18 protein-coding genes and 2 pseudogenes are annotated in these 25895 nt (G+C 59.0%); 18 read left to right on the top strand and 2 right to left on the bottom strand.

What is annotated here, in order from left to right; translation table 11 throughout:
* The first annotated feature begins 295 nt into the window (after window positions 1–295).
* The 3 genes from hsdR (at window position 296) to AUK77_RS16220 (ending at window position 3765) form a co-directional block, all read left to right on the top strand.
* Window positions 296–2644, top strand: coding sequence for an EcoAI/FtnUII family type I restriction enzme subunit R (hsdR, locus tag AUK77_RS16230; RefSeq protein ID WP_296131672.1), 2349 nt, complete (start codon window positions 296–298; stop codon window positions 2642–2644).
* A gap of 281 nt (window positions 2645–2925) precedes the next feature.
* Window positions 2926–3138 carry a cold-shock protein gene (locus tag AUK77_RS16225; RefSeq protein WP_296131670.1) on the top strand — a complete coding sequence of 71 codons (213 nt, stop codon included), beginning with the start codon at window positions 2926–2928 and terminating at the stop codon, window positions 3136–3138.
* Window positions 3139–3270: 132 nt separating this feature from the next.
* Entirely contained in the window at window positions 3271–3765 is a 495-nt protein-coding gene (locus tag AUK77_RS16220; protein ID WP_296131668.1) for an RDD family protein, read from the top strand.
* A 78-nt stretch (window positions 3766–3843) separates the two neighbouring features.
* Here the strand turns inward: AUK77_RS16220 and lptG are convergent, their stop codons facing one another.
* Both lptG and lptF read right to left on the bottom strand, forming a co-directional pair.
* Window positions 3844–4905, bottom strand: coding sequence for an LPS export ABC transporter permease LptG (gene lptG / locus AUK77_RS16215; RefSeq protein WP_296131665.1), 1062 nt, complete (start codon window positions 4903–4905; stop codon window positions 3844–3846).
* Entirely contained in the window at window positions 4898–6019 is a 1122-nt protein-coding gene (lptF, locus tag AUK77_RS16210) for an LPS export ABC transporter permease LptF (protein WP_296131663.1), read from the bottom strand. Before lptF ends, lptG begins: the two co-directional genes overlap by 8 nt.
* A gap of 143 nt (window positions 6020–6162) precedes the next feature.
* On the opposite strand from lptF, the gene AUK77_RS16205 reads away from it, so the two are divergent.
* The 15 genes and pseudogenes from AUK77_RS16205 to AUK77_RS16135 all read left to right on the top strand — a co-directional run.
* Window positions 6163–7653 (top strand): leucyl aminopeptidase, encoded by a 1491-nt coding sequence (locus tag AUK77_RS16205; protein WP_296131662.1) that lies wholly within the window; start codon window positions 6163–6165, stop codon window positions 7651–7653.
* Window positions 7654–7812: 159 nt separating this feature from the next.
* Window positions 7813–8232 carry a DNA polymerase III subunit chi gene (locus AUK77_RS16200; protein WP_296131657.1) on the top strand — a complete coding sequence of 140 codons (420 nt, stop codon included), beginning with the start codon at window positions 7813–7815 and terminating at the stop codon, window positions 8230–8232.
* A 9-nt stretch (window positions 8233–8241) separates the two neighbouring features.
* Window positions 8242–8640: a DNA polymerase III subunit chi gene (locus AUK77_RS16195; protein ID WP_296131656.1), complete on the top strand. Its 399-nt coding sequence runs from the start codon at window positions 8242–8244 to the stop codon at window positions 8638–8640.
* A 193-nt stretch (window positions 8641–8833) separates the two neighbouring features.
* Window positions 8834–11680: a valine--tRNA ligase gene (locus AUK77_RS16190; protein ID WP_296131653.1), complete on the top strand. Its 2847-nt coding sequence runs from the start codon at window positions 8834–8836 to the stop codon at window positions 11678–11680.
* A 186-nt stretch (window positions 11681–11866) separates the two neighbouring features.
* Window positions 11867–13330 (top strand): Na+/H+ antiporter NhaC, encoded by a 1464-nt coding sequence (gene nhaC / locus AUK77_RS16185; protein ID WP_296131651.1) that lies wholly within the window; start codon window positions 11867–11869, stop codon window positions 13328–13330.
* Between the two features lie 211 nt (window positions 13331–13541).
* The gene (gene nhaD, locus AUK77_RS16180; protein WP_296131648.1) at window positions 13542–14915 is read left to right on the top strand and encodes a sodium:proton antiporter NhaD; all 1374 of its coding nucleotides are present in this window, start codon (window positions 13542–13544) and stop codon (window positions 14913–14915) included.
* Between the two features lie 58 nt (window positions 14916–14973).
* The gene (locus AUK77_RS16175) at window positions 14974–15270 is read left to right on the top strand and encodes a winged helix-turn-helix domain-containing protein (protein WP_296131647.1); all 297 of its coding nucleotides are present in this window, start codon (window positions 14974–14976) and stop codon (window positions 15268–15270) included.
* Window positions 15271–15303: 33 nt separating this feature from the next.
* Window positions 15304–17133, top strand: coding sequence for an SLC13 family permease (locus AUK77_RS16170; RefSeq protein WP_296131644.1), 1830 nt, complete (start codon window positions 15304–15306; stop codon window positions 17131–17133).
* Window positions 17134–17859: 726 nt separating this feature from the next.
* Complete coding sequence (gene pcnB, locus AUK77_RS16165; protein ID WP_296131642.1) at window positions 17860–19266, top strand: polynucleotide adenylyltransferase PcnB; 1407 nt, start codon at window positions 17860–17862, stop codon at window positions 19264–19266.
* Window positions 19266–19748: a 2-amino-4-hydroxy-6-hydroxymethyldihydropteridine diphosphokinase gene (folK, locus tag AUK77_RS16160; RefSeq protein WP_296131639.1), complete on the top strand. Its 483-nt coding sequence runs from the start codon at window positions 19266–19268 to the stop codon at window positions 19746–19748. The genes pcnB and folK overlap by 1 nt, the downstream gene beginning before the upstream one ends.
* A gap of 274 nt (window positions 19749–20022) precedes the next feature.
* Window positions 20023–20823 (top strand): 3-methyl-2-oxobutanoate hydroxymethyltransferase, encoded by an 801-nt coding sequence (gene panB / locus AUK77_RS16155; RefSeq protein WP_296131636.1) that lies wholly within the window; start codon window positions 20023–20025, stop codon window positions 20821–20823.
* The gene (panC, locus tag AUK77_RS16150; RefSeq protein ID WP_296131633.1) at window positions 20820–21680 is read left to right on the top strand and encodes a pantoate--beta-alanine ligase; all 861 of its coding nucleotides are present in this window, start codon (window positions 20820–20822) and stop codon (window positions 21678–21680) included. Before panB ends, panC begins: the two co-directional genes overlap by 4 nt.
* 111 nt (window positions 21681–21791) lie before the next feature.
* Complete coding sequence (pgi, locus tag AUK77_RS16145) at window positions 21792–23456, top strand: glucose-6-phosphate isomerase (protein ID WP_296131630.1); 1665 nt, start codon at window positions 21792–21794, stop codon at window positions 23454–23456.
* Between the two features lie 92 nt (window positions 23457–23548).
* A pseudogene (gene acs / locus AUK77_RS16140) lies at window positions 23549–25485 on the top strand (acetate--CoA ligase).
* 110 nt (window positions 25486–25595) lie between these two features.
* Window positions 25596–25796: pseudogene (locus AUK77_RS16135) on the top strand (oxygenase MpaB family protein); the annotation flags it as partial.
* Window positions 25797–25895 lie beyond the last annotated feature (99 nt).

The raw sequence follows: 25895 nt of genomic DNA, 5'->3' as shown, positions 1-25895 counted from the left end.
CTGCGCTTGAATCCTTTGGTGTGAGAGCCTGGATTCTACCGGTGGCTGGCCCTCTGCCTATCGTTTCAAGCGTTGCACTTATTCTATGAATTCAGGACTCTTAAATTAGATCACATTTTTTATGAAACCCAGCGCCTCGAATCCCTCTACCAGCAAAAACTCACCGCCCTCGACGACTTGAAGAAATCCCTCCTTCACCAAGCCTTCAGCGGCAATCTGTAAGGACACAGACAATGCTTATTCAGCGATATTCGGTTTTGACGTTGATGCCCAAGACTTGGCTTGAGGTGTTGCCATGAACGAAGCCGAAACCCGCGCTGAACACATCGACCCTGCCCTGCGTGATGCTGGCTGGAGCGTGGTTGAGGGCAGCCGTATTCATCGTGAGTTTCAGATTACCCAGGGCCGCATTCAGGGCGCTGGCAAGCGTGGTAAGGCGGATATCGCTGACTACGTGCTGGTGTACCGCAACACCAAGCTGGCGGTGGTCGAAGCCAAGGCATGGGACAAGCCCTGCACCGAGGGCGTAGCGCAGGCCAAAGGTTATGCGCAGAAGCTGGCCATTCGCTTCACCTATGCCACCAACGGCCAGGCCATCTACGCCATCGACATGCAAACCGGCGCTGAAGGCGATGTGGTGAAGTACCCAACGCCTGAAGAGTTATGGGAGCTGACCTTTGCCGCACAGAACGAATGGCGTGATCGCTTTGCCGCTGTACCGTTTGAGGACAAGGGCGGCACATGGGGCGCACGGTACTATCAGGACATCGCCATCAATCGGGTGCTGGAGGCCATTGCTGCGGATAAGCCGCGCATCCTGCTGACACTGGCAACCGGTACGGGCAAAACCTTTATTGCCTTCCAGTTGGCCTGGAAGCTGTTTAAGAGCCGCTGGAACCTCAAGCGCGACGCGCAACGCCAGCCGCGCATTCTGTTTCTGGCGGATCGCAACATCCTCGCCGATCAGGCGTTCAACTCTTTCTCGGCGTTCCCGGAAGATGCGTTGGTGCGTATCGACCCTGACGAGATTCGCAAGAAGGGCAAAGTGCCGAAGAACGGCAGCATCTTCTTCACCATCTTCCAGACCTTTATGAGCGGGCCAGACGGCACACCCTACTTCGGCGAGTACCCGGCGGATTTCTTCGACTTCATCATCATCGACGAATGCCACCGTGGCGGTGCCAACGATGAAGGCAACTGGCGCGGCATCCTCGATTACTTCGCCCCGGCGGTGCAACTCGGCCTCACCGCTACGCCCAAGCGCAAAGATAACGTCGACACCTATGCCTATTTCGGGGAGCCGGTGTATGCGTACTCGCTCAAGGAAGGCATCAACGATGGCTACCTGACGCCGTTCAAGGTTAGGCAAATCGCCACCACGCTCGATGAGTACGTGCATGTGCCAGGTGATGGCGTGGTGGTAAAGGGCGAGGTAGAACCTAACCGACGCTACCTGGAGGCCGACTTCAACCGCATCATCAAGATCCCGGAGCGCGAGGCGTACCGGGTGAAGTTGTTTATGGACCTGATCAACCAGAACGAGAAGAGCATTGTGTTCTGCGCCACGCAGGTTCATGCGCTTGAGGTGCGTGACCTGATCAACCAGATGAAGGCCAGCTCGGAGCCGGATTACTGCGTGCGCGTGACGGCTGATGACGGTGCCAGAGGCGAGCAGGCCCTGCGGGACTTTCAGGACAACGAGAAGAGCATCCCGACCATCCTGACCACCTCGCAGAAGCTTTCGACCGGGGTGGATGCCCGCAACGTGCGCAACATCGTGCTGATGCGCCCCGTGACCAACATGATTGAGTTCAAGCAGATCATTGGCCGTGGCACACGCCTGTTCGACGGCAAGGATTACTTCACCATCTACGACTTCGTGAAGGCGCATCACCTGTTCAGTGATGCTGAATGGGATGGCGAGCCGGAAGAACCCGCCACGACAACAACCTATGGCACAGGCGAGGACACCGGCGCATACACGCCCGACCCCGAGCCAAAAGCAAAGCCTGAAGCGGAGCCGCGCCCGCAGGTGATTGAGGTACGGCTGAGCAACGGCTCAGTGCGGCGTATCAAAAGCATGATGGCAACCCTGTACCTGAGCGCCGATGGCCGACCCATGTCTGCGGCACAGTTCCTAGAAGGCCTGTTTGGTAGCCTGCCGGCGTTCTTCAAGGACGAGGATGAGCTGCGCACCCTCTGGAGCCTGCCTGCCACCCGCAAAACCCTGCTGGAAGGCTTGGCCGAGCGCGGCTTCAGTAAGGATGTGCTGGTTGAGATGCAGAGCATCATCGACGCCGAGAACAGTGACCTGTTTGATGTGCTGTCCTATGTGGCTTTTGCTGTTGAGCCGCTGCTGCGTGAAGAGCGTGCGGCTAAGGCACGCAGCTCTCTGCATGGTCATTTCAGCGAGAAACAGGAAGCCTTCATTGACTTCGTGCTTTCGCACTACGTGAGGGAAGGTGTCGAGGAACTGGAACCCGAGAAGCTTTCACCGCTGCTCAGGCTCAAATACAACAATTCCCTCAGTGACGCCTTTGATGATCTAGGGCAGCCGGCGCTGGTGCAGAGCATGTTTGTCGGGTTTCAGAGCTACCTGTACCAGAACACCGGGGTGGCAAAACCCGTCCGCGCCAATGATTAAGCGCCAGCGTCGCGGATGAATGCCAAGGCGCTAGTGGCGTCGTCATCCTGCCGCCCTTGCAGCCAGCATTTCCATGCCCTGCCGGGGCTTGGCAGTGGCCCGAACGTTGGCGTAGAGTTTGCGCACTGTGTTTGCATGGGTCGCCGAAATTCGTGACCTGGTGCAGCAGATCGTCTCGATCCGCTACATCCCGCTCGACGTCGCATAAATCCTTGCAACCAGTCCCAGCCCCTCATGCCGAGTAGTGGCTGCCATCAACTCCAGTTACAAGGAAATACAGCATGTCGAATCGTCAGAACGGTACCGTAAAGTGGTTTAACGACGAGAAAGGGTTTGGTTTCATCACGCAAGAAAGCGGCCCGGATCTGTTCGTGCATTTTCGTGCAATCCAAAGCAACGGTTTCAAGAGCCTGAAAGAAGGCCAGAAAGTCAGCTTTATCGCTGTGCAAGGCCAAAAAGGCATGCAGGCTGACGAAGTGCAAATCCAGGAGTAATCCTGTCGATTGAAGAACCCCTGATGGCAGCATCAGGGGTTTTTTTATGGCTTTATTCAAGCATTCCAGCAGGGTTTGATACCCTCTCGCTGCTGCAGCCCCCTAACAGCTTAACCAACGAGACAGCCAACCATGCCGAAACACCTGCTGCGCCCGCAGGGAGACTTCCCCACCGCCGGGCTGAGTCGCCGTCTGGCCGCGATCTTTTATGATTTTCTGCTGTGTATCGCCCTGCTGATTATCGTGACCTTTATCTACAAGCTGATTCTGATGGGCTTTTACGGCCAAGAGCAGCTCAAGCAAATGTCCGACTCGGGCGCACTGGATGGTGACCCGCTGCTGTCAACGGTGCTGTTTATGAGCCTGTTTGGCTTCTTCGCCAAGTTCTGGACCCACAATGGCCAGACCTTGGGGATGCAGGTATGGGGCCTGCGGATTCAAAACAAGGACGGCACAGCGATTACCCTTTGGCAGGCGATGTTGCGCTTCTTGGTGGCCATTGGCTCCTGGCTGCTGCTTGGCCTGGGTTATTTCTGGGTTATCTGGGACAAAGAAAAGCGCACATGGCACGACATGTATTCAGAAAGCCAAGTTGTGCACTTACCCAAAAACGCACACAAGAAATAGCGCGCTAATTAGGCGATTACTACAGGCATAAAAAAGCCGGCGTGCACGCAGTGTGTACGCCGGCTTTTTTGCATTGACTCAACCGGCTCGACGCAGCATCCAGAAGCCTGCCAGCGCACAGATGGCAGCGGGAAGCAGCACGGCAAACAACGGTGAGAAACCAAACACCAAGCTCGACGGGCCGAGCAGGTCCTGGGCGATACGGAAGACAAAACCCACCAGCACACCGGTAAATACTCGTTGCCCGAGCGTTACCGAACGCAGCGGGCCGAAGATAAACGAGATCGCCATCAGCACCAGCGCGGCCGTTACCAGCGGCTGCAGAACCTTGGTCCAGAACGACAACCAGTACTGACTGTTATTCAGGCCCTGCTCGGCCAGGTAGTGGATGTAGCCCCACAACCCGGTAATCGACAGCGCCTCAGGTGCCAGCACCACGGTACCCAGCAGTTGCGGGGTCAGTTCAATATTCCAGCGTTCACTGTCCTGCTTGATCACCTCGCTGCTGCGCTCACGAAAGTGAGTGGTGGCAACATCTTCAAGCAACCAGTGATCGCCTTGGTATTGAGCGCGACGGGCAAAGCTGGCCGATTGCATGCGCCTGTTTTCATCAAACTGATAACGGGTTACACCGAACAGCACGCCATTGGGCTGTACGGCGTTGATGTGGACATATTCCTGCCCCTGACGGTGCCATAGGCCGCGCTTGGCGCTTTGCGCATCACCGCCGCCTTGCGCCATGGCCCGGCTGGCCTGCGCCTGATTCTCGGTGTAGGGCGCGAGGTACTCGCCAATCAATACGCCCGCCAGCATCAGCACCAGCATGGGTTTCATCACCGCCCAGACAATGCGCCCGATGGACACACCGGCTGCACGCATGATGGTCAGTTCGCTGTTACTGGCCAGCGAACCCAAACCGATCAAGCAACCGATCAGGGCGGCCATCGGCAGCATTTCGTAGAGTCGGCGCGGCGCGGTTAGCAGCACGTACCAGAGCGCATCGAACAGGCCGTAGCTGTCCTCTACGTCGCTTAACTCGTCGATAAAGGCAAATAGCAGGGCCAGGCCAACAATGATGCCCAGCACACCCAAGATGGCGACAAACACCTGCGCGCCGATGTAACGATCCAACTTAACCATGAGCCACCTCCAACACCGAACGGCGAGCGGCCCAGCGCAGGCGAATAGGCTCCCAGTACAGCAGCAACAAACCAATCAAGGCGAAAATCCCATGCACCCACCACAAGCCGAGTGCGGCCGGGATTTTCTCTTTATCCAACATGCCACGCGCCGCTATCAACAGCGCCAGATAGGCCATGTACAGCAGGATCGCGGGCAGCAATTTGAGGAAGCGCCCCTGCCGTGGATTGACGCGTGACAGCGGTACGGCCAACAACGTGACCACAAACACCAGCACGGGGATAGACAGACGCCACTGCAACTCAGACTTCAAACGCGGGTGTTCGGCAGTCAGCAACTCACGTGTGGGAATGGCCTCACGCTCGGTAACGTCAATAGCCACCTCAGGCTTGGGCAGCAGCACGCCGTAGGTTTCATAGCGAATGGCACGGTAGTCGGCCTGCCCGGGGTTACCGTCGTAGCGATAGCCGTTTTCCAAAATCAGGTAGCGGCTGCCATCAGGCTGAATTTCCTGGCGACCCGACTCGGCTACCAGCACAGAGATGCCGCGCTCTTTATCACCGCCTCGGGACAGTTGCTTCTCCGAGATAAACACCCCAGCCAGCGCCGTGCGGTCTTCGGAGAGGCTTTCGGTGTAAGTCACCCGCGAACCGTTTTTCATCGATTGAAAGCGCCCCGGCACCAGCGTATCCAGTTCGGTCAAGGCGCTTTGCTGATTCAGAATGCGCTCCATCTGCCCAATGCCTTGCGGGGCCAAGCCTAGGCTCAACCAGCCCACCAGCAACGCGACGACGGTAGCCGGGGCCAGACTATAGACAAACAGCCGACGCTGACTCATGCCGGTCGCGGACAGCACGGTCATTTCGCTGTCCAGGTACATCCGCCCGTAGGCCAGCAAGATGCCCAGAAACAGCCCAAGCGGCAGAATCAGCTGCAGAAAACCCGGAATGCGGTAGGCCATGATCAGCAGCAATACGCCCGGATCAAGCATCCCTTGAGCGGCCTGGGCCAGATATCGAATAAAGCGACCACTCATAATAATGACCAGCAGCACCGCGCTCACGGCACTCAGGGTCAACAACACTTCACGGCACAAATAGCGGAAGACGATCAAACCAGACACTCCAGGGTTGTCAGGCTCAGGCAGCTAAGATCAAACTAGCCGCACTGCTTGCCGGCCCGCCCAACTGGCGAACCATGGAAAAATGACCGGCATTATCCTGCAATACCGCCGCCTTGTCTTGGGGACACCACGCAATGGAATTTATTGTCAAAAGCGCTCGCCCAGAAACACTGAAAACCGCCACGCTGATTATCCCTGTTGGTGAAGGCTGCACACTGGGCGCAACTGCCAACGCTGTAGACCTGGCCAGCGCAGGCGCACTCAGCGCCCTGCTCAAGCGCGGCGACCTAGCCGGCAAGGTCGGCCAGACCCTGCTGGTACACAACCTGCCAAACCTGAAAGCCGAACGCGTACTGCTGGTCGGCACCGGCAAAGACAGCGAACTGTCTGACCGCCAACTGCGCAAAGTGATCAACAGCGTTTACAGCAGCCTGAAGAACCTCGGCGGCAGCGATGCCGTTCTGGCGCTGGATGAATTGCCGGTCAAAGGTCGCGACGTTTACGGCAAAACCCGCCTGATCGTGGAAAGCCTGGCCGATGCGGGCTACTGCTTTGATCGCTTCAAGAGCCAAAAGGCTGAAGCCGGCGCACTGAAAAAAATCACCCTACTGACTGAAAAAGCCCATCTGGCCGACGCCCAGCGCGCCAGCAGCCACGCCCAAGCCATTGCCCTCGGAATGGCACTTACCAAAGACCTGGGCAACCTGCCGCCAAACCTCTGCCACCCAAGCTACCTGGCTGAAGAAGCCAAAGCCTTGGGCAAAGCCTACAAAAACCTCAAGGTCGAGATTCACGACGAGAAGAAACTCAAAGAACTCGGCATGGGCGCATTCCTCGCCGTCGCCCAAGGCAGCGACCAGCCGCCACGCATGATTGTGCTCAACTATCAGGGCGGCAAAAAGTCCGAGAAGCCTTACGTCCTCGTCGGCAAGGGCATCACCTTCGACACCGGCGGCATCAGCATCAAGCCAGCCGCTGGCATGGATGAAATGAAGTACGACATGTGCGGTGCGGCCAGCGTATTCGGCACTCTCAAAGCCGTACTGGAACTGCAACTGCCGATCAACCTGGTGTGCTTGCTGGCCTGCGCGGAAAACATGCCGAGCGGCGGCGCGACTCGCCCGGGCGACATCGTCACCACCATGAGCGGCCAGACCGTGGAAATCCTCAACACCGACGCCGAAGGCCGCCTGGTGCTGTGCGACACCCTGACCTATGCCGAACGCTTCAAGCCGCAAGCCGTGATCGATATCGCCACCCTGACCGGCGCCTGCATTGTGGCCTTGGGCAGCAATGTGTCCGGCTTGATGGGCAACAACGATGAACTGGTGCAGCAGATTCTGACGGCTGGCCTGAGCGCCGACGACCGCGCCTGGCAGTTGCCGCTGTATGACGAGTATCAGGAACAGCTCGACAGCCCGTTCGCTGACATCGCCAATATCGGCGGGCCGAAAGCCGGCACCATCACTGCCGGTTGCTTCCTCTCGCGCTTTGCCAAAAAGTACCACTGGGCGCACTTGGATATCGCCGGCACAGCCTGGATCAGTGGCGGTAAGGACAAAGGCGCAACCGGCCGACCCGTGCCGATGCTGACGCAGTACCTGCTGGATCGCAGCAACGCCTAAAAACCTGCAAACGTAGCGCCTTGTCTCGCTCTAGCCCGCGAGATCCGAAAAGGTTCTACGTTCCAGGCGCATTGCAGGAGCGGTCTTGGCCGCGATTGACTGGTAAGCTGCGCACCTGTCAGCAAGCCGCTCCTGCAATTAACGCCAAACCGTGCCGCCATGCCCCGAATCGAATTCTACGTACTCTCCACCGCCATACCGGGCGACCGCCTGCGGGCTGCTTGTCAGCTGGCGATGAAAGCCTGGCGCGCCGGTGTGCCAGTGTTTTTGCGCGGCAGTGATGCGCAGCAGTGCCACGAAGCGGATGAGCTGCTGTGGCGCTTCAAAGCGGAAAGCTTTGTGCCGCACAACCTCTACGAAGAAGACCCACTGGCCCCGGTCGTCATCGGCATGGATGAACAGCCCGCCAGCCCACAAGGCGTGCTGATCAACCTCGGTAACACGCTGTCACCGCAAGTGGATGGTTTCAGTCGCGTGATTGAAATCGTCAACCAAGAACCGGATTTACTGACCGCCTGCCGGGAGAATTTCCGCGCCTATCGGCAACGCGGGTATGATCCCAAACGAGTCGAACTTTAGTTGCACACCATGGACAACCCAAACCCGCCACAAAAGCCCGCGCAACTGCTCAACGACCTTGAGTCGATTCGCCAGTTGCTGGGCGACGAACAGATCGAGCCACCTCTGCTGGTTGACTCGCTCGACCCGGACAGCATTCCGCTGCTCTCGGAAATCGTCACACCACCGCCAAGGCCCGCCACGCAGGCACCTCGCCCAAGCGTCGCGCCTACTGAACAAACCCTGCGCGAGACAGTTAGCCAGAGCATCAGCCGCGACAGCGAGTTAAATCGCCTGGACAGCGAACTGCGCGCCGCCGCCGAACTGATCCTGCAGGATGTGCTGGACGACTTCGTGCCGAAAATCGAAGCGGAGCTGAAACGCCGCCTGGATGCCCGCCTGACCCGCCTGCTGCCGCCACGCCGTTAGCCGTTAGTAGCCCGGATAAGCCCCAGCGCAATCCGGGAATGCACAGCCCCGGATTACATCCGGGCTACGCGTGATGCTGCCATAGCCATACACCCGCCAGTCAGCCGCTCCACGCTCGGCCTTACGCCACGAGTGCCATCCCCGCTATACTTGCCGGCTTTTCCGTCTAGCCGTCATAAGGGTCCCGCCGCGCATGGACAAGACCTACCAGCCGCACGCCATTGAAACCACCCTGTACCAGAACTGGGAGGCGAATAACTATTTCGCCCCGCAGGGTGCGGGCGAGCCTTACACCATCATGATCCCGCCGCCGAACGTCACCGGCAGCCTGCACATGGGCCACGGCTTCAACAACTCGATCATGGATTGCCTGATCCGTTACCGCCGCATGCAGGGCCGCAACACTCTGTGGCAGCCGGGCACCGACCACGCGGGCATTGCCACGCAAATGGTGGTTGAGCGTCAACTGGCTGCTGATGGCATTGGTCGTCACGACCTGGGCCGCGAGAAATTCCTGGAGAAAGTCTGGGAATGGAAAGAGCAGTCCGGCGGCACCATCACCCGGCAGATCCGTCGCCTGGGCAGCTCGGTAGACTGGTCGCGCGAGCGCTTCACCATGGACGACGGCCTGTCCGAGTCGGTGAAAGAAGCCTTTGTGCGCCTGCACAAAGACGGCCTGATCTACCGCGGCAAGCGCCTGGTCAACTGGGACACCAAGTTCCACACCGCCATTTCCGACCTCGAAGTGGAAAACCACGACGAGAAAGGCAGCCTGTGGAACCTGCGTTACCCGCTGGCCGACGGCAACAAAACCGCTGACGGCAAGGATTACCTGATCGTCGCCACCACTCGCCCGGAAACCATGCTCGGCGACAGCGCCGTTGCGGTAAACCCGAACGACGAGCGTTATCAGGCCCTGATCGGCACCTTCGTTGAACTGCCGCTGGTGGGGCGTCGTATCCCGATCATCGCCGACGATTACTGCGACCCTGAGTTCGGCACCGGCTGCGTGAAAATCACCCCGGCCCACGACTTCAACGACTATGAAGTCGGCAAGCGCCACAACCTGCCGCTGCTGAATATCTTCGACAAAAACGCTGCCGTATTGGCCAAGGCCCAAGTGTTCAATGTCGATGGCAGCGTCAACAGCGACATCGACGGCAGCCTGCCGGCACAATTCGCCGGGTTGGATCGTTTCGAGGCACGCAAGCAAATCGTTGCGGCCTTTGAAGCTGCCGGCCTGCTGGAAAGCATCGACGCCCACGCGCTGAAAGTTCCAAAAGGCGACCGCTCCGGCACCATCATCGAGCCGTGGCTGACGGACCAGTGGTACGTCAGCACCAAGCCGCTGGCCGAAAAAGCCATCGCCGTGGTCGAAAGCGGTGAGATCCAGTTCGTGCCCAAGCAGTACGAGAACATGTACTTCAGCTGGATGCGTGACATTCAGGACTGGTGCATCAGCCGTCAGCTCTGGTGGGGCCATCGCATTCCGGCCTGGTACGACGAGGCCGGCAACGTCTATGTCGGCCGCGACGAGGCGGAAGTGCGCGCCCAGCACAACCTGGGTGACATCGCCCTGCGTCAGGACGAAGACGTGCTCGACACCTGGTTCAGCTCCGGCCTGTGGACCTTCTCCACCCTCGGTTGGCCGCAACAAACCGACGAGTTGAAGACCTTCCACCCGACCGACGTGCTGGTCACCGGCTTCGACATCATCTTCTTCTGGGTCGCGCGGATGATCATGCTGTCCACCCACCTGACCGGGCAGATCCCGTTCAAGACTGTGTACGTACACGGCCTGGTGCGCGACGGCCAAGGCCAGAAGATGTCCAAGTCCAAGGGCAACGTGCTCGACCCATTGGATATCGTCGACGGCATCACCCTCGATGAGCTGCTGGAAAAACGCACCAGCGGCATGATGCAGCCCAAGCTGGCCGAGAAGATCGCCAAGCAGACCCGCGCCGAGTTCCCCGAAGGCATCGCCGCCTACGGCACTGACGCCCTGCGTTTCACCAACCTGGCGCTAGCCTCCACCGGCCGTGACATCAAGTTCGACATGGGTCGCGTCGAGGGTTACCGCAACTTCTGCAACAAGATCTGGAACGCCGCCAACTTCGTGCTGGAGAACACCGACGGCCAGGACACCGGCGTGAACGGTGAGCCGGTCGAACTGTCCTCGGTGGACCGCTGGATCATCTCGGCCCTGCAGCGCACCGAGGCCGACGTTACCCGTCACCTCGACGCCTTCCGCTTCGACCTGGCCGCGCAGACGCTGTACGAGTTTATCTGGGACGAGTACTGCGCCTGGTACCTGGAGCTTGTCAAGCCAGTGCTGTGGGACGAAACCGCGCCGATCGAGCGTCAGCGCGGCACCCGTCGCACGCTGATTCGCGTACTGGAAGTGGCGCTGCGTCTGGCCCACCCGTTTATGCCGTTTATCACCGAAGAAATCTGGCAGCGCATCAAGGCCCAGGCTGGCGTCCCTCAAGATGGAAAGCAGGGCGACACCATCATGCTGCAGACCTGGCCGGTGGCCAATGAAAGCCGCATTGATGCCGCCGCCGAAGGCGACATTGAGTGGGTGAAGCAACTGATGCTCGGCCTGCGCCAGATCCGTGGCGAGATGAAAATTTCCATGGCCAAGCGCATAGACATCATCTTGCAGAACGCCAGCGCAGAAGACCTGCGCCGCCTGGCCGACAATGCGCCGCTGCTGAACAAGCTGGCCAAGCTGGAGTCGGTACGCGTGCTGGAAACGGGTGAAGAAGCGCCGATGTCCGCCACCGCTCTGGTCGGCGAGATGCAGGTGCTGGTGCCGATGGCCGGGCTGATCGACAAGGATGCCGAACTGGCGCGCCTCGATAAAGAGATCGCCCGTCTTTCCGGTGAAGTGCAGCGCGTCGGTGGCAAGCTCGCCAACGAAGGTTTCGTCGCCAAGGCTCCAGCCGACGTGCTCGATAAAGAGCGCGCCAAGCTGGCTGAGGCCGAACAAGCCCTGAGCAAGATGGTTGAGCAGCGCGGCAAGATCGCCGCACTCTGATCCACTGGCAACACCCGCAGCCCGCGCCCTAATCGGCGCGGGTTTCTTTTTTTGTAGGAGGGGCTTCTGCCGCGAGCTTTCACTGCAAAGTAGCGGCTACGACTGCATGGATGCAGGAGGTAGAGCGAAGCAGGATGCCAGAGCCGAAAGCCCCTCCCACGGTTCACCTGATCGACCGGTACACCCATGACTGATGCACGCTCCCCTTCCCTGCTCGATGCCCTGCTGCCGATTGGCGTGCTGGTTTTGCTGCTGGGCCTCTCCGTCTACCTTTACGGCGACAGCTCCTCCAGCGGGCCGAACCAGATCGCGCTGATGAGCGCCGCCTTTGTCGCCGGCTTGGTCGGCCTGAAGAATGGCCTGCAGTGGGCGCAGATTGAGGAAGGCATCCTCGCCGGTATCCACATGGCGATGAAGGCCAACCTGATTCTGCTGGCAGTCGGCGCGCTGATCGGCACCTGGATTCTCGCCGGCACCGTGCCGACCATGATCTGGCTCGGCCTCAAGCTGATTTCCGCAGAGTATTTCTACGTCACAAGTTGCCTGATTTGCGCCCTCACCGCGCTGTCCATCGGCAGTTCGTGGACCGTGGCCGGCACGCTTGGCATTGGTTTGATGGGCGTAGCCGCCGGTTTGGGCCTGGATCCGGCGATTACCGCCGGCGCGATCATTTCCGGTGCCTACTTTGGCGACAAGCTCTCGCCGCTCTCCGACACCACCAACCTGGCCCCGGCCGCTGCCGGGGCCGAGCTGTTTGCGCATATCCGCCTGATGCTGCGCACCACGGTGCCGGCCCTGATGATCGCCCTGGTGCTGTTCTTTATCCTCGGTCAGCAGGCTGACGGTAGCCATGACACCGCGCGCATCGCCGAAGTGCTGCAGGCGCTGGAAAGCCAGTTCAGCCTCGGCTGGCACCTGCTGCTGCCAGTGGTGGTGCTGCTGTTTCTCGCGGTGCGTCAATGGGCGGCTTTTCCGGCAGTGTTTGTCGCCGCGTTACTCGGCGGAGTGTTTGCGGTGGTGTTTCAACCCGAGGTCATGGCGCGTCTGGCCGACCCGGCGGCCGGCAGCCTGGCACCGCTGAAAACCGTGTGGAGCGCGTTGTTCGCCGGTTATGAATCCAGCAGCGGCAACCCTGCTTTAGACGGCCTGCTGTCCAAAGGCGGCATGGCCAGCATGCTCACCACCGTGTGGCTGATCATCTGCGCCATGTGCTTTGGCGGCGTGCTGGAAAAACTCGGCCTGCTGCAACGCCTGCTGCAAAGCACCCTGCACTTGGCAAAAAGCACCAGCAGCCTGATCGCCAGCACCATTACTGCCACCATTGGCACCAATATCATCACCGCCGACCAATACATCGCTCTGGTGCTGCCGGGCCGTATGTACCGCGCCGAATACGAGAAACGCGGGCTGGCCCCGGTCAACCTCTCGCGCGCGCTGGAAGACGGCGGCACCCTGACCTCGGTGCTGGTGCCGTGGAACACCTGCGGCGCGTACATGGCTGCGACGCTGGGCGTGGCGACCCTGAGCTACCTGCCGTATTGCTTCTTTAATCTGCTGATGCCACTGCTGGCGATCTGCCTGGCCTTTATCTTCCCGCCGCAGCCCGTCATACCGGCTCACACCGATCGCGACGACCTGTCGCAGGCTTGAGCAACAAACCACCCAGCCCGTGTAGAGCCACGCGGCTGGGGCGTTTGGCTTAAGTGAGTTGGCCTGAAACACCCTGCGCTGCCCGCAAATAGCAAGGCTGAAGAATAAATCTGCTGCCAATTTCTGCTTAATTCAGGCATCTTCGTCGCGCATCAAAAATGCCCCAGGCACTTCCAATCCATAAAAAAGCCCTGCAACTGGAAATTTGATCATGTATGCGTTGATGGCACTGACCTTCGTCTTCGGCTACCTGTGTATCGCCCTCGAACACCCGCTGAAAATCGACAAAGCCGCTTCGGCGATTCTTACCGCCGTTATCTGCTGGACCCTGCTGGTGTTCGGCGCAGATAGCATCCTGCCAATGATCGACTCAGCAACCGCCAGCAGTGCCAGCGGCCATGGCATTAGTGGCGAGCTGCGCCATCACCTGGGCGAGATCTCCGAGATCCTGTTCTTCCTGATGGGCGCCATGACCATCGTCGAGCTGATCGATGCCCATGAAGGCTTTAAGGTCATCACCGACCGTATTCGCACTAACAAGCGCGTCACCCTGCTCTGGGTGGTGGCACTGATCACTTTCCTCCTGTCTTCTGTACTGGATAACCTGACTACCACCATCGTGATGGTTTCATTGCTGCGCAAATTGGTCGCTGATCAGAAGGAGCGCTGGTTCTACGTGGGTATTGTGGTCATTGCAGCCAATGCTGGGGGGGCCTGGTCGCCTATCGGCGACGTCACAACCACCATGCTCTGGATAGGCGATAGGGTCACATCAAGCGGCATTATCACCAGCCTCTTTATTCCAAGTGTGGTCTGCCTGTTGGTGCCGCTGCTGGTGCTTAGCATGACCATGAAGGGCGAAATCCAACGCCCACAGGTCAGCGAATCGGATGAAGAACGCCGTGACCCGACTACACCCTTCGAACGCAATCTGGTGTTTATCCTGGGTATCGGCGCCCTGGTATTTGTCCCGGTGTTCAAGACCGTGACCCACCTGCCGCCGTATATGGGCATCCTGTTCGGCCTGGGCGTGCTCTGGGTGGTCACCGAAGTGATTCACCGCGGCAAAAACGATGAAGATAAACACCCGCTGTCAGTGGTTGGCGTACTGCGTCGCATCGACACCACCAGCGTGTTGTTCTTCCTCGGCATTCTGCTCGCTGTTTCAAGCCTGGCCACTGCCGGCCATCTGACTCAGGTCGCCACGCTGCTGCGTGAAAGCCTGGGCAATGTGTATGCAATCAATATCGCAATTGGCCTGCTGTCCTCAGTAGTGGACAACGTGCCGCTGGTAGCCGGTGCCATGAAGATGTACCCCTTGGTAACCGCTGAAGCGCTGGCTGTTGCTGGGGCGGATGCCACCTGGCTGAGTAACTTCCAGGTCAACGGCACCTTCTGGGAAATGCTCGCATATTGCGCCGGTACCGGCGGCAGCTGCCTCATCATCGGCTCGGCTGCAGGTGTGGCTGCAATGGGCATGGAAAGGATCAACTTCATCTGGTATCTGAAGAAAATAAGCCTGCTGGCTTTCCTCGGCTATATCTCTGGCGCCGCGACCTACATTGCGATTTCTACGCTGAGCTAAATGACCAACCTGTCGGGGCGTCTCACTGCGCCCCGACACTGCCTAGAAGGGTCACTGCATGGATGTGAGCAAAACCCGCAGCAGTTTTTACCGCCGCCTCTATGTGGCCTGGCTGATTGATAGCGGCACGGCGTGCAATGTGCCGGCGCTGATGAGTGCCACTGGCATGCCCCGCCGCACGGCACAAGACACCCTGACCGCGCTAGCTGATCTGGATATCGACTGTTTCTTCAGCCAGCAAAGTGGCGAGCGCAACAACGCGGGCCACTATCTGATTCGCAGTTGGGGCCCCATCGACCCGCACTGGGTCACGGCCAACCTGCAGCAGATCAAAAACACGCTCGGCTATCCCTGACATACTCGCAGCCTTCTCAACATGGATGCTGCGATGAATCCTGAGCTGCTTTGGGTCCTAGGTCTGCTGGCCGCTGCTGTCACCCTGTTTGTCATCGGCAAACCACGCATGGACGTGGTCGCCCTGCTGATGATTCTCGCCCTGCCCTTAACCGGCATACTGGACATTCAACAAACCCTCGCCGGTTTCAGCGACCCCAGCGTGGTGCTGATTGCGGCGCTGTTTGTCATCGGTAACGGGCTGGTGCGCACCGGCATCGCCTACCGTCTGGGCGACTGGCTGGTGGCCAAGGCCGGTAACAGCGAAACCCGCCTGCTGATTTTGCTGATGCTCACCGTGGCCGGGCTTGGCTCCGTGATGAGTTCAACCGGCGTGGTAGCGATTTTTATCCCCGTGGTTCTCGGCGTAGCAGCGCGTCTGCGGGTCGCACCGGGGCGGTTGATGATGCCTTTGGCCTTTGCCGGCCTGATCAGCGGCATGCTCACCCTGGTGGCCACGCCACCCAATATGGTGGTGCATGCCGAACTGCGCCGCGCCGGCCTGGACGGCTTCAGCTTCTTCGGCTTTACCGCCATTGGTTTGACCGTGCTCGGGCTGGGCATTGTCTACATGCTGCTGACCCGCAACTGGCTAAGCCCCGCCAACGCCACGGATGACACCGGCGCCCCGCGCCTGACGCTGGTTGATCTGGCACAAGCCTACCGCCTGGATGAGCGCGAACGCCGCCTGCGTGTTCGCGCGGATTCGCCCTTGGCCAACCAAGCGCTCAATGAACTGGAGTTGCGCCAGCAGCACGGCATCAACGTGATAGCCGTAGAGCGGCAGCGCAAGTTTCGCACCCTGTTACTGATGGCCACCGGTAACACCCAGCTGGAACCAGGCGATGTACTGCTGGCTGACTTGGTCAGTCCGGCCATTGGCCTGTTTGATACCTACCACGCGCTGGGCCTCGAACCCATGCCGCTGGCGCACTCGTATTTCAGCCTGCACGCGCATGAGCTGGGATTGGCTGAAGTCGCCCTGCCACCGGAATCACAACTACCGGGTAAAAGCATTCAGGAACTGGCTTTCCGCAGCCGCCACAAGCTCAACGTAGTGGGCCTGCGCCGCCACGGCCAAGCTCTGCAAGGCGTTTTGGTCGATGAAAAACTGAAACCCTCAGACACCTTGCTGGTGGCGGGTAATTGGAAAGACATTCACCATCTGCAAAGCCAGAATCGTGACTTCCTAGTGCTCAGCCTTCCAGCAGAAGTGGACGAAGTCGCGCCCGCAGCGCGCAAAGCGCCTTATGCCCTGCTCAGCTTGCTGGTCATGGTGGGGCTGATGGTCAGCGGCTTAGTGCCAAATGTGATGGCCGCGCTGATCGGCTGTCTGCTGATGGGTGCCTTCCGCTGCATCGACATGGACAGCGCTTACCGGGCCATTCATTGGCCCACCCTGCTGCTGATCGTCGGCATGCTGCCCTTTGCTCACGCCTTGCAGCAAACCGGCGGCGTGGACTTAGCAGTCGGTGGGCTGGTCAACCTACTGGGCGAGGCTCACCCACGGGTTATTCTGGCCAGCCTGTTTGTGCTCACAGCGCTGATTGGCCTGTTTATCTCCAACACCGCGACAGCCGTTTTGATGGCCCCCGTTGCAATTGCTACAGCGCAGGCACTGGGTGCCTCGCCCTACCCATTTGCAATGACCGTTGCGCTGGCAGCTTCAGCGGCATTTATGACACCCATCTCATCGCCGGTGAACACCCTGGTTCTGGGGCCAGGCCAATACAGCTTCAGCGACTTTGTGCGCATCGGCGTGCCATTTACCCTGCTGGTGATGCTGGTCAGCATCCTTATGGTGCCGTGGTTGTTTCCGCTCTAAGGCCTACGGACTGCACAGCGGGATACCGGGGAGTGGTGACAAACGCTTGGGCCAGAGGTTCCCCGGCTTGTTACCCAGTTCAACACCTCGTAACAAAAGCCGGGTCTTATGGTAACGGGATCTCCGCTTAAAACCGCTAAAAGCCACCACGCAAAATCAGCAAATCCTTGTTTTTAAAGGGTTTTCAAAAACTGGCACGGGATCTGCTTTATTGCTGGTACAACAACAATAACAAGCACCACCCCTAATAATAAAAATAAGACTTATCGACTCCAGCACAATAAAAACAACAACGCGGAGGCGCAGCTAACTGATTCTTTTGGAAAGGAATTGCCTTTGGGGTTCGCCCCAATACCAGGCCGAGAATAATAAAACTGCCCTAAGGCAGCGCCCGAACTGGTTAGGTCACTGTGTGATCATGGCAGCGTCAGCGTCCAAAGTAATCCGTTTGCTCTTAGTTCCCAACCTGGGAATAAATCCAAAAGTCTCTGACTGGATGGAACGGGTAAATAAACAAAAACAACAAGCCCGCAATAATAATAAAAAAGCACGCACTAATTTGGGGGGGAGCCTCGGCTCCCCCAGTAGCTTCAAACGCTTGAAATCCCCAGCCTGCCGCCCTTCCCCATCGAATCCTGCATTAACTGTCAACTCAATGCTAAAATCCGCGCCATTCCTGCGGCCGGCATATACTCTGGTCAGTCATTTCGTCAAACAGTGCCTCCCATGCTGAAAAAGCTGTTCAAGTCCTTCCGTACCCCCATCCGCCGTGGCAACACATCGCACAGCACCCCACAGGTGTTGAATAGCAGCCAGCACCCCATTGAGCGCGGTGAAATCAGCCGCTATGCCATCAGTGTGGTCGAGCGCCTGCAACAGGCAGGCTATCAGGCCTATCTGGTAGGCGGTTGCGTACGCGACTTGCTCTTGGACCTCGACCCCAAAGACTTTGATGTCGCCACCAGCGCGACGCCGGAGCAGGTGCGTGCCGAGTTCCGTAACGCGCGAGTCATTGGCCGTCGCTTTAAGCTGGTTCATGTGCATTTCGGCCGGGAAATTATCGAAGTAGCCACTTTCCGCGCCAATCACCCTGAAGGCGAAGAAGACGAAAACAGCAACCTGTCGTCGCGCAATGAAAGCGGTCGCATCCTGCGTGACAACGTCTATGGCAGCCTGGAAGACGACGCCCAGCGCCGCGATTTCACCATCAATGCTCTGTATTACGACCCTGCCACCGAGCGCATTCTGGATTACGCCAATGGCGTGCACGACATTCGCAACCACCTGATTCGCCTGATCGGCGACCCCACGCAGCGCTACCAGGAAGACCCGGTGCGCATGCTGCGAGCGGTGCGTTTTGCCGCCAAGCTGGATTTCGACATCGAAAAACACAGCGCCGCGCCGATCTACAAGCTTGCGCCATTACTCGGTGAAATCCCGGCGGCGCGTTTGTTTGATGAAGTGCTCAAGCTGTTTTTAGCCGGCTATGCGATTTACACCTATGAACTGCTGGTTGATTACGGCCTGTTCGGCCAACTCTTCCCGGCCAGCGCTGAAGCCCTAAAAAACAACCCGGACTACACCGACCTGCTCATTCGCAATGCGCTGGACAACACCGACCAGCGCATTCACCAAGGCAAAACCGTAACGCCAGCGTTCCTCCTGGCAGCGTTGCTTTGGCCTGCGTTGCCAGCGCGGGTGATCAAGCTGCAAGACCGTGGCATGCCGCCGATCCCGGCCATGCAGGAAGCGGCACACGAGTTGATCAGCGAACAATGCCAACGCATTGCTGTGCCCAAACGCTTCACCATGCCCATTCGCGAAATCTGGGATATGCAAGAGCGTTTGCCAAGGCGTAGCGGCAAGCGCGCGGACACGCTGCTGGAAAACCCACGCTTCCGTGCTGGTTACGATTTCCTCCTGCTGCGCGAGAGTGCCGGCGAAGAAACCGGTGGTTTGGGCGACTGGTGGACGCGTTATCAGGACGTCAGCGACAGCGAGCGGCGCAACATGATCCGTGACCTGAGCAACAAAGATGAAGTCCCTGGCGCGCCGCGCAAGCGTAAACGTAGCAACAGCAAACGCAAACGCGGCCCGGCCAGCGAAACAACCGGTTCTGCTGCTGACGAATGATGCAACGCGCCTACATTGGCCTGGGCAGCAACTTGGCCACACCGCTGCTGCAACTGCGCAGCGCTTTAGACGCACTCAGTGCTCTGCCGCAGAGCAGCGTGGTCGCGCATTCCTCGTTCTATACAAGTGACCCTCTCGGCCCTGCGGATCAGCCTCGCTACGTCAATGCAGTGGCGGCGCTGGACACGGGCTTAAGCCCACTGGCGTTGCTTGATGCCCTGCAGGCCATTGAGCTAGAGCAAGGCCGTACACGCAAGGCCGAGCGCTGGGGGCCGCGCACCCTTGATTTAGACATCCTGCTGTTTGGCAACCTACACATGGATGAACCACGCCTGACGGTGCCGCATTACCACATGCACGCGCGCGCCTTTGTGCTGTATCCCTTGGCAGAGATCGCCCCTGACCTGCGCCTGCCCGATGGCCGCCCGATCAGTGAACTGCTTGAAGCATGCCCCTATGTAGGGTTGGAACGCCTGCCTTGAGCAATATAAGCAGCCAGAACAGTACCCACAGCCTGCATTCGCCTGATTGATCACAGCCTATCTCGACTCACAGGTCACCTTGCCGTGGCAGACGCTCGCCAGACAAATTGGCGGTAACGACAGTAACAAGGCGGTAACACCTGCAATTGACTTCGTGCCGCCCCATCAGGACTATAGGCATCCCGTTGCCCCGCACCGGTGCAATCCGAGGCCAATGCAGGCCAACTTGAAGCAGCACAACTGCTGACTGAACGCCTGAGTGAGGACAGTTTTCATGCCTGATGTAACCCTGACCACCTTGCAGAGCCTCAAGCAGAGCGGCGAGAAAATCGCCATGCTGACCTGCTATGACGCCACATTTGCTCACGCGGCCTGTCAGGCCGGTGTCGATGTGTTGCTGGTGGGCGATTCCCTCGGCATGGTCTTGCAAGGCCATGACAGCACCCTGCCCGTTTCCGTCGCCGACATGGCCTATCACACCGCCTGCGTTAAACGTGGCAATCAGGGCGCGCTGATTCTCGCCGACCTGCCTTTTATGGCCTACGCAACCCTTGAGCAGACCTTCAACAACTGCGCGGCACTGATGCAAGCCGGCGCTCACATGGTCAAGCTCGAAGGCGCCGCTTGGCTGGCTGAACCTATCCGCCAACTGGCTGAACGCGGCGTGCCGGTATGCGCCCACCTGGGTCTCACGCCACAAGCGGTGAATATCCTTGGCGGCTATAAAGTGCAGGGCCGTCAAGAAGCCCAAGCACGGCAGATGCGCGCCGATGCCATGCTGCTTGAGCAAGCAGGCGCGGCCATGCTGCTGCTTGAGTGCGTGCCCAGTGAACTGGCGACCGAAATCAGCCAGGCCGTAAAAATCCCGGTGATCGGTATCGGCGCTGGCAATGCCACAGACGGCCAGGTGTTGGTGCTACATGACATGCTTGGTTTATCGCTGAGTGGTCGCTCACCCAAGTTCGTAAAAAACTTTATGGCCGGTCAGAGCAGCATCCAGAACGCCATCAGCGCGTACGTCAACGCTGTAAAAGACCAGAGCTTCCCAGCCGCCGAACACGGATTTTCTGCATGAACACAGTAAAAAGCGTGCGCGAACTACGCGCCGCTGTCGCCCAAGCGCGTGCTGAAGGCAAACAAATCGCCTTCGTACCGACCATGGGCAACCTTCACGCCGGTCACGCCGCGCTGGTGGAAAAAGCCGCCCAGCGTGCCGACTTCGTGGTCGCCAGCATCTTCGTCAACCCACTGCAATTTGGTCCCAGCGAAGACCTCGACAAATACCCACGCACCCTGATTGCCGACCAAGAGAAGCTGGTCGAAGCCGGTTGCCATTTATTGTTCACCCCCGACGTGGATGAAATGTATCCGCACGGCATGCACGGGCAAACCCGCGTCAGCGTTCCGGTCATCTCCGAAGGCCTGTGTGGTGCAAGCCGTCCTGGGCACTTTGAAGGCGTTGCCACCGTGGTCAGCAAGCTGTTCAACATGGTGCAGCCGGATTTGGCGATTTTTGGCCAAAAGGACTTCCAGCAACTGGCCGTGATCCGCACCCTGGTGCGCGACCTGAACATGCCGATTCAGATCATCGGCGAACCCACCGTGCGCGCCGATGATGGCCTGGCACTGTCCTCGCGCAATGGCTACCTGAGCGCCGAGCAACGTGCGAGCGCCCCTGTGCTGTACCAAAGCTTGCGTGACATGGCAGACGCCATTCGGGCTGGCGAGTATGACTTTGCCAAGCTGATCAGCGCGGCGCAGGCGCAACACAGTGCCGCCGGGTTTCGCCCCGACTACCTTGAAGTGCGTGAAGCCAACAGCCTGCGCCCAGCCACTGGCGACGATCGCCAGTTGGTGATCTTGGTAGCCGCGTTTAGTGGCAGCACCCGTTTGATCGATAACCTGGCGTTTGAACTCGATAAGCCCGTGTGAGTCTTCATATAAGTGCTTGCCCAGCGCCAGCCAGTTAAACTCGAAGCCCGGATCACTCCGGGCTTTTTTACAAGAATCTACAGCCGCACCCAGAGCAAGGAACACGCACCGATGGCCTACTTCAACCAACCGCATGACGTCACCCACTTGCCAGCCTGGCAGGCGCTGCGCGACCAGCGCGAGCAGATGAGCGACTTCAACATGCGCGAGGCCTTCGAGCATGACCCACAACGCTTCAACCGTTTCTCTCTGAGCAGTTGTGGCCTGCTGCTGGATTACTCGAAAAACCTGATTGACGAAAAAACCCTGAGCCTGCTCGTGCAATTGGCCGAGCAAGCCAACCTGCAAACGTCTATTCAAGCGCTGCTCAGCGGTGAACACGTTAATGGATCAGAAAATCGCGCTGCGCTGCACACGGCCCTGCGCAGCCCAATTGGCCGCAGCCTGAAACTGGACGGCGAAGACCTCATCCCGCAGGTACACCGTGTGCTCAACCAGATGACCGGACTGGTCAGCCGCATCCACAGCGGCCTGTGGCGCGGTTACACCGACAAACCGATCACCGAAGTGGTGAATATCGGCATCGGCGGCTCATTCCTGGGGCCGCAACTGGTCTCTGAGGCGCTGCGTCCCTTTACCCAGCGCGGCGTGCGCTGCCATTACCTGGCCAATATCGACGGCAGCGAATTTCGCGAACTAACCGCACGTCTGAACCCGCAAACCACTCTGTTTATCGTTTCCTCGAAGTCCTTCAGCACCCTGGAAACCCTGAAAAACGCATTGGCGGCGCGCGACTGGTACCTGGCGTTGGGCGGCCCGGAAGCCGAACTGCACAAACACTTTATTGCGGTGACCAGCAACCCAACCGCCGCCATCGAGTTCGGCATCAAGGAGGAAAACATCTTCCCGATGTGGGACTGGGTCGGCGGACGCTACTCGCTGTGGTCGGCCATTGGCCTGCCGATTGCCCTGGCCATTGGTATTTCCAACTTCAAGGAACTGCTGGCCGGTGCCTACGCCATGGACCAGCACTTCACCGAAGCGCCGCTGGCCGAGAACATGCCCGTGCTGATGGCCTTGCTGGGCATCTGGTATGGCAACTTCTGGGACGCGAAAAGCCAGGCCATTCTGCCGTATGACCATTACCTGCGTAATTTCACCAAGCACTTGCAGCAACTGGACATGGAGTCCAACGGCAAAAGCGTGCGCCAAGACGGCAGCCCAGTGGACTTCAGCACCGGCCCAGTGATCTGGGGCGGCGTCGGCTGTAACGGCCAGCACGCCTACCACCAGTTACTTCACCAGGGCACCGAGCTGATCCCGGCGGACTTTATCGTGCCTGTTAACAGTTTCAGCCCGCTGGCCGACCATCACCAATGGCTATTCGCCAACTGCTTGTCGCAGAGCCAGGCCTTGATGCACGGCAAGACCCGCGCCGAAGCCGAGGCCGAGTTACGCGCCAAAGGCCTGGATGAGGCCGAAGTGCAACGCTTGGCACCGCACAAGGTGATTCCCGGTAACCGCCCGAGCAATATCCTCGCGCTCAACCGGGTAGCCCCCTTCAACCTCGGCGCACTGGTGGCCTTGTATGAACACAAGGTATTTGTGCAAAGCGCTATCTGGGGCACAAATGCCTTCGATCAGTGGGGTGTAGAACTGGGCAAAGAGCTGGGCAAGGGCGTTTACCAACGACTGACCGGCCAACTGGATGAGCCCGCCAGCGACAGCTCCACGCAAGGTTTGATCCAGCACTTCCGCGAACGGCATCGCGGCTGAGCCGCTTGGACTGAGCACAAGGCCAGCACTTGAACCAAGCACCTGCTTGGTTCAACCTAGTGAACATCGCGGAATAACAACAAGGACCCGCCATGTTCGAGATCAGCTACCACCCCGTACCCGATGCCGTGCGCCAACGCGCTCACCTGGACAACGACGACTACCTGCGCCTTTACCAGCAGTCGATCAAACAGCCAGAAATTTTCTGGGCCGAGCAGGCCAAGGCCTTTCTCGACTGGAGCAAACCCTGGACCAGCGTGCAACAGGGCGACCTGCTCAGCGGTTCCGGCTCTTGGTTCAAGGGCGGGCAACTGAACGTCAGCTTCAACTGCATTGATCGCCATCTGGCAAAACGAGGCGAACAGATTGCCTTGATCTGGGAAGGCGACAACCCCAGCGAATCGGCGCACATCACCTACAAAAAACTGCACCACAACGTCTGCCGCCTGGCCAACGTACTGAAAAGCCGTGGGGTGAAAAAGGGCGACCGGTATGCATCTACATGCCGATGATCCCCGAGGCCACCTATGCCATGCTCGCCTGCGCGCGCATCGGCGCGGTGCATTCAGTGGTGTTTGGCGGCTTCTCGCCTGACGCATTGCGTGACCGCATTCTGGATGCCGACTGTCACACGGTGATTACCGCCGATGAAGGCGTGCGCGGTGGCAAATACGTGGCGCTCAAGGCCAACGTCGACAAAGCGCTGCAAAGCTGCCCGGCGGTCACTACGGTGCTGGTGGTCGAGCGCACACAGGGTGAGATCGATTGGCTGGAAGGCCGCGACATCTGGTACCACAAGGCCCTGAGCGAAGCCGACAGCGACTGTCCACCCGAACCGATGGACGCCGAAGACCCGCTGTTCATCCTCTACACCTCCGGCTCCACCGGCAAACCCAAGGGCGTTCTGCACAGCACCGGTGGCTACCTGCTGATGGCGGCCATGACCCACAAGTACGTGTTCGACTACCACGAAGGCGATGTCTACTGGTGTACCGCCGACGTCGGCTGGGTCACCGGCCACAGCTACATCGTCTACGGTCCATTGGCCAATGGCGCGACCAGCCTGATCTTCGAAGGTGTGCCCAATTACCCGACGGCTTCGCGCTTCTGGCAGGTCATCGATAAGCATCAGGTAAACATCTTCTACACCGCCCCCACAGCCCTACGCGCCTTGATGCGAGAGGGTGAAGACCCGGTCAAAGCCACCTCGCGCAGCAGCCTGCGCCTGCTCGGCTCGGTGGGCGAACCGATCAACCCGGAAGCCTGGGAGTGGTACTTCAATGTGGTGGGCGAGCGCCGCTGCCCGATCGTCGACACCTGGTGGCAGACCGAAACCGGGGCCATTCTCATCACCCCGTTGCCCGGTGCCACCGATCTCAAGCCCGGTTCTGCCACCCGACCGTTCTTCGGCGTGCAACCCGTGCTGCTTGATGAGCAAGGCAATGAGATACCAGGCGCAGGCAGCGGAGTACTGGCGATCAAGGAGAGTTGGCCGAGCCAGATTCGCAGCATCTATGGCGACCATCAGCGCATGATCGACACTTATCTGAAGCCCTATCCCGGCTACTACTTCAGCGGCGATGGCGCACGCCGCGACGAAGACGGTTACTACTGGATTACCGGCCGAGTGGATGACGTGATCAATGTCTCCGGGCACCGCATTGGCACTGCCGAAGTAGAAAGCGCCCTGGTGCTGCACGATGCCGTCGCTGAAGCGGCGGTGGTCGGCTATCCGCATGACATCAAGGGCCAGGGCATCTATGCCTTTGTCACGCCCATGAACGGAGCGGAACTCAACGACGCGCTGAAAAAGGAACTGTTGGCGCTGGTCGGCAAAGAGATCGGCAGCTTCGCTAAACCTGAGCTGATCCAGTGGGCACCTGGCCTGCCGAAAACCCGCTCAGGCAAGATCATGCGGCGTATTCTGCGCAAGATCGCCTGCAACGAACTGGAAAACATGGGCGACACCTCAACCCTGGCCGACCCCAGCGTGATCAATGGCCTGATCGAGCAGCGCCTGAACCGATAACCGCACGCTCGGATGTAGGGGGATGACGCTCTGCTCATCCACCAATGGCCCCACCCGGTGGAGCAATGCAGCGCAATCCACCCTACATCAGTAAGCGAACCGCCTATTTCATGGAATTTCTTCGCCGCCGTATCGAAGCGCAAGTCCTCAGCCTGAGCGGTATCGCCCTGGGCCAGATTGACTTTGAGAACCCCAAAGGCGATCCGGGTCTGTTCGGCCCGGACTCCGTGAGCTGGCAGGTGCATGGCGACTTCACCAGCATGCTGATTGGCGGCATCAGCGCACTGCTGCTTCAAGCTCTGCACCCGCTGGTGTGGGATGCAAATAAAGTTTCATCCGTACAAATAAAGTATCATCCTTACAAATAAAGTTTCATCCTAAGCCTGTATCCGCTATGTTGAGGTCATCGA

It is taken from the genome of Pseudomonas sp. Ga0074129, assembly GCA_001465025.1.
GTDB lineage: Bacteria > Pseudomonadota > Gammaproteobacteria > Pseudomonadales > Pseudomonadaceae > Aquipseudomonas.
This window is presented reverse-complemented; position numbering and strand designations above follow the sequence as displayed.

Bases quoted from the DNA above. Each gene is read 5' to 3' on its own strand.
- hsdR (WP_296131672.1), top strand. From the start codon at position 296: ATGAACGAAGCCGAAACCCGCGCTGAACACATCGACCCTGCCCTGCGT.
- AUK77_RS16225 (WP_296131670.1), top strand. From the start codon at position 2,926: ATGTCGAATCGTCAGAACGGTACCGTAAAGTGGTTTAACGACGAGAAA.
- AUK77_RS16220 (WP_296131668.1), top strand. From the start codon at position 3,271: ATGCCGAAACACCTGCTGCGCCCGCAGGGAGACTTCCCCACCGCCGGG.
- lptG (WP_296131665.1), bottom strand. From the start codon at position 4,905: ATGGTTAAGTTGGATCGTTACATCGGCGCGCAGGTGTTTGTCGCCATC.
- AUK77_RS16205 (WP_296131662.1), top strand. From the start codon at position 6,163: ATGGAATTTATTGTCAAAAGCGCTCGCCCAGAAACACTGAAAACCGCC.
- AUK77_RS16200 (WP_296131657.1), top strand. From the start codon at position 7,813: ATGCCCCGAATCGAATTCTACGTACTCTCCACCGCCATACCGGGCGAC.
- AUK77_RS16195 (WP_296131656.1), top strand. From the start codon at position 8,242: ATGGACAACCCAAACCCGCCACAAAAGCCCGCGCAACTGCTCAACGAC.
- AUK77_RS16190 (WP_296131653.1), top strand. From the start codon at position 8,834: ATGGACAAGACCTACCAGCCGCACGCCATTGAAACCACCCTGTACCAG.
- nhaC (WP_296131651.1), top strand. From the start codon at position 11,867: ATGACTGATGCACGCTCCCCTTCCCTGCTCGATGCCCTGCTGCCGATT.
- nhaD (WP_296131648.1), top strand. From the start codon at position 13,542: ATGTATGCGTTGATGGCACTGACCTTCGTCTTCGGCTACCTGTGTATC.
- AUK77_RS16175 (WP_296131647.1), top strand. From the start codon at position 14,974: ATGGATGTGAGCAAAACCCGCAGCAGTTTTTACCGCCGCCTCTATGTG.
- AUK77_RS16170 (WP_296131644.1), top strand. From the start codon at position 15,304: ATGAATCCTGAGCTGCTTTGGGTCCTAGGTCTGCTGGCCGCTGCTGTC.
- pcnB (WP_296131642.1), top strand. From the start codon at position 17,860: ATGCTGAAAAAGCTGTTCAAGTCCTTCCGTACCCCCATCCGCCGTGGC.
- folK (WP_296131639.1), top strand. From the start codon at position 19,266: ATGCAACGCGCCTACATTGGCCTGGGCAGCAACTTGGCCACACCGCTG.
- panB (WP_296131636.1), top strand. From the start codon at position 20,023: ATGCCTGATGTAACCCTGACCACCTTGCAGAGCCTCAAGCAGAGCGGC.
- panC (WP_296131633.1), top strand. From the start codon at position 20,820: ATGAACACAGTAAAAAGCGTGCGCGAACTACGCGCCGCTGTCGCCCAA.
- pgi (WP_296131630.1), top strand. From the start codon at position 21,792: ATGGCCTACTTCAACCAACCGCATGACGTCACCCACTTGCCAGCCTGG.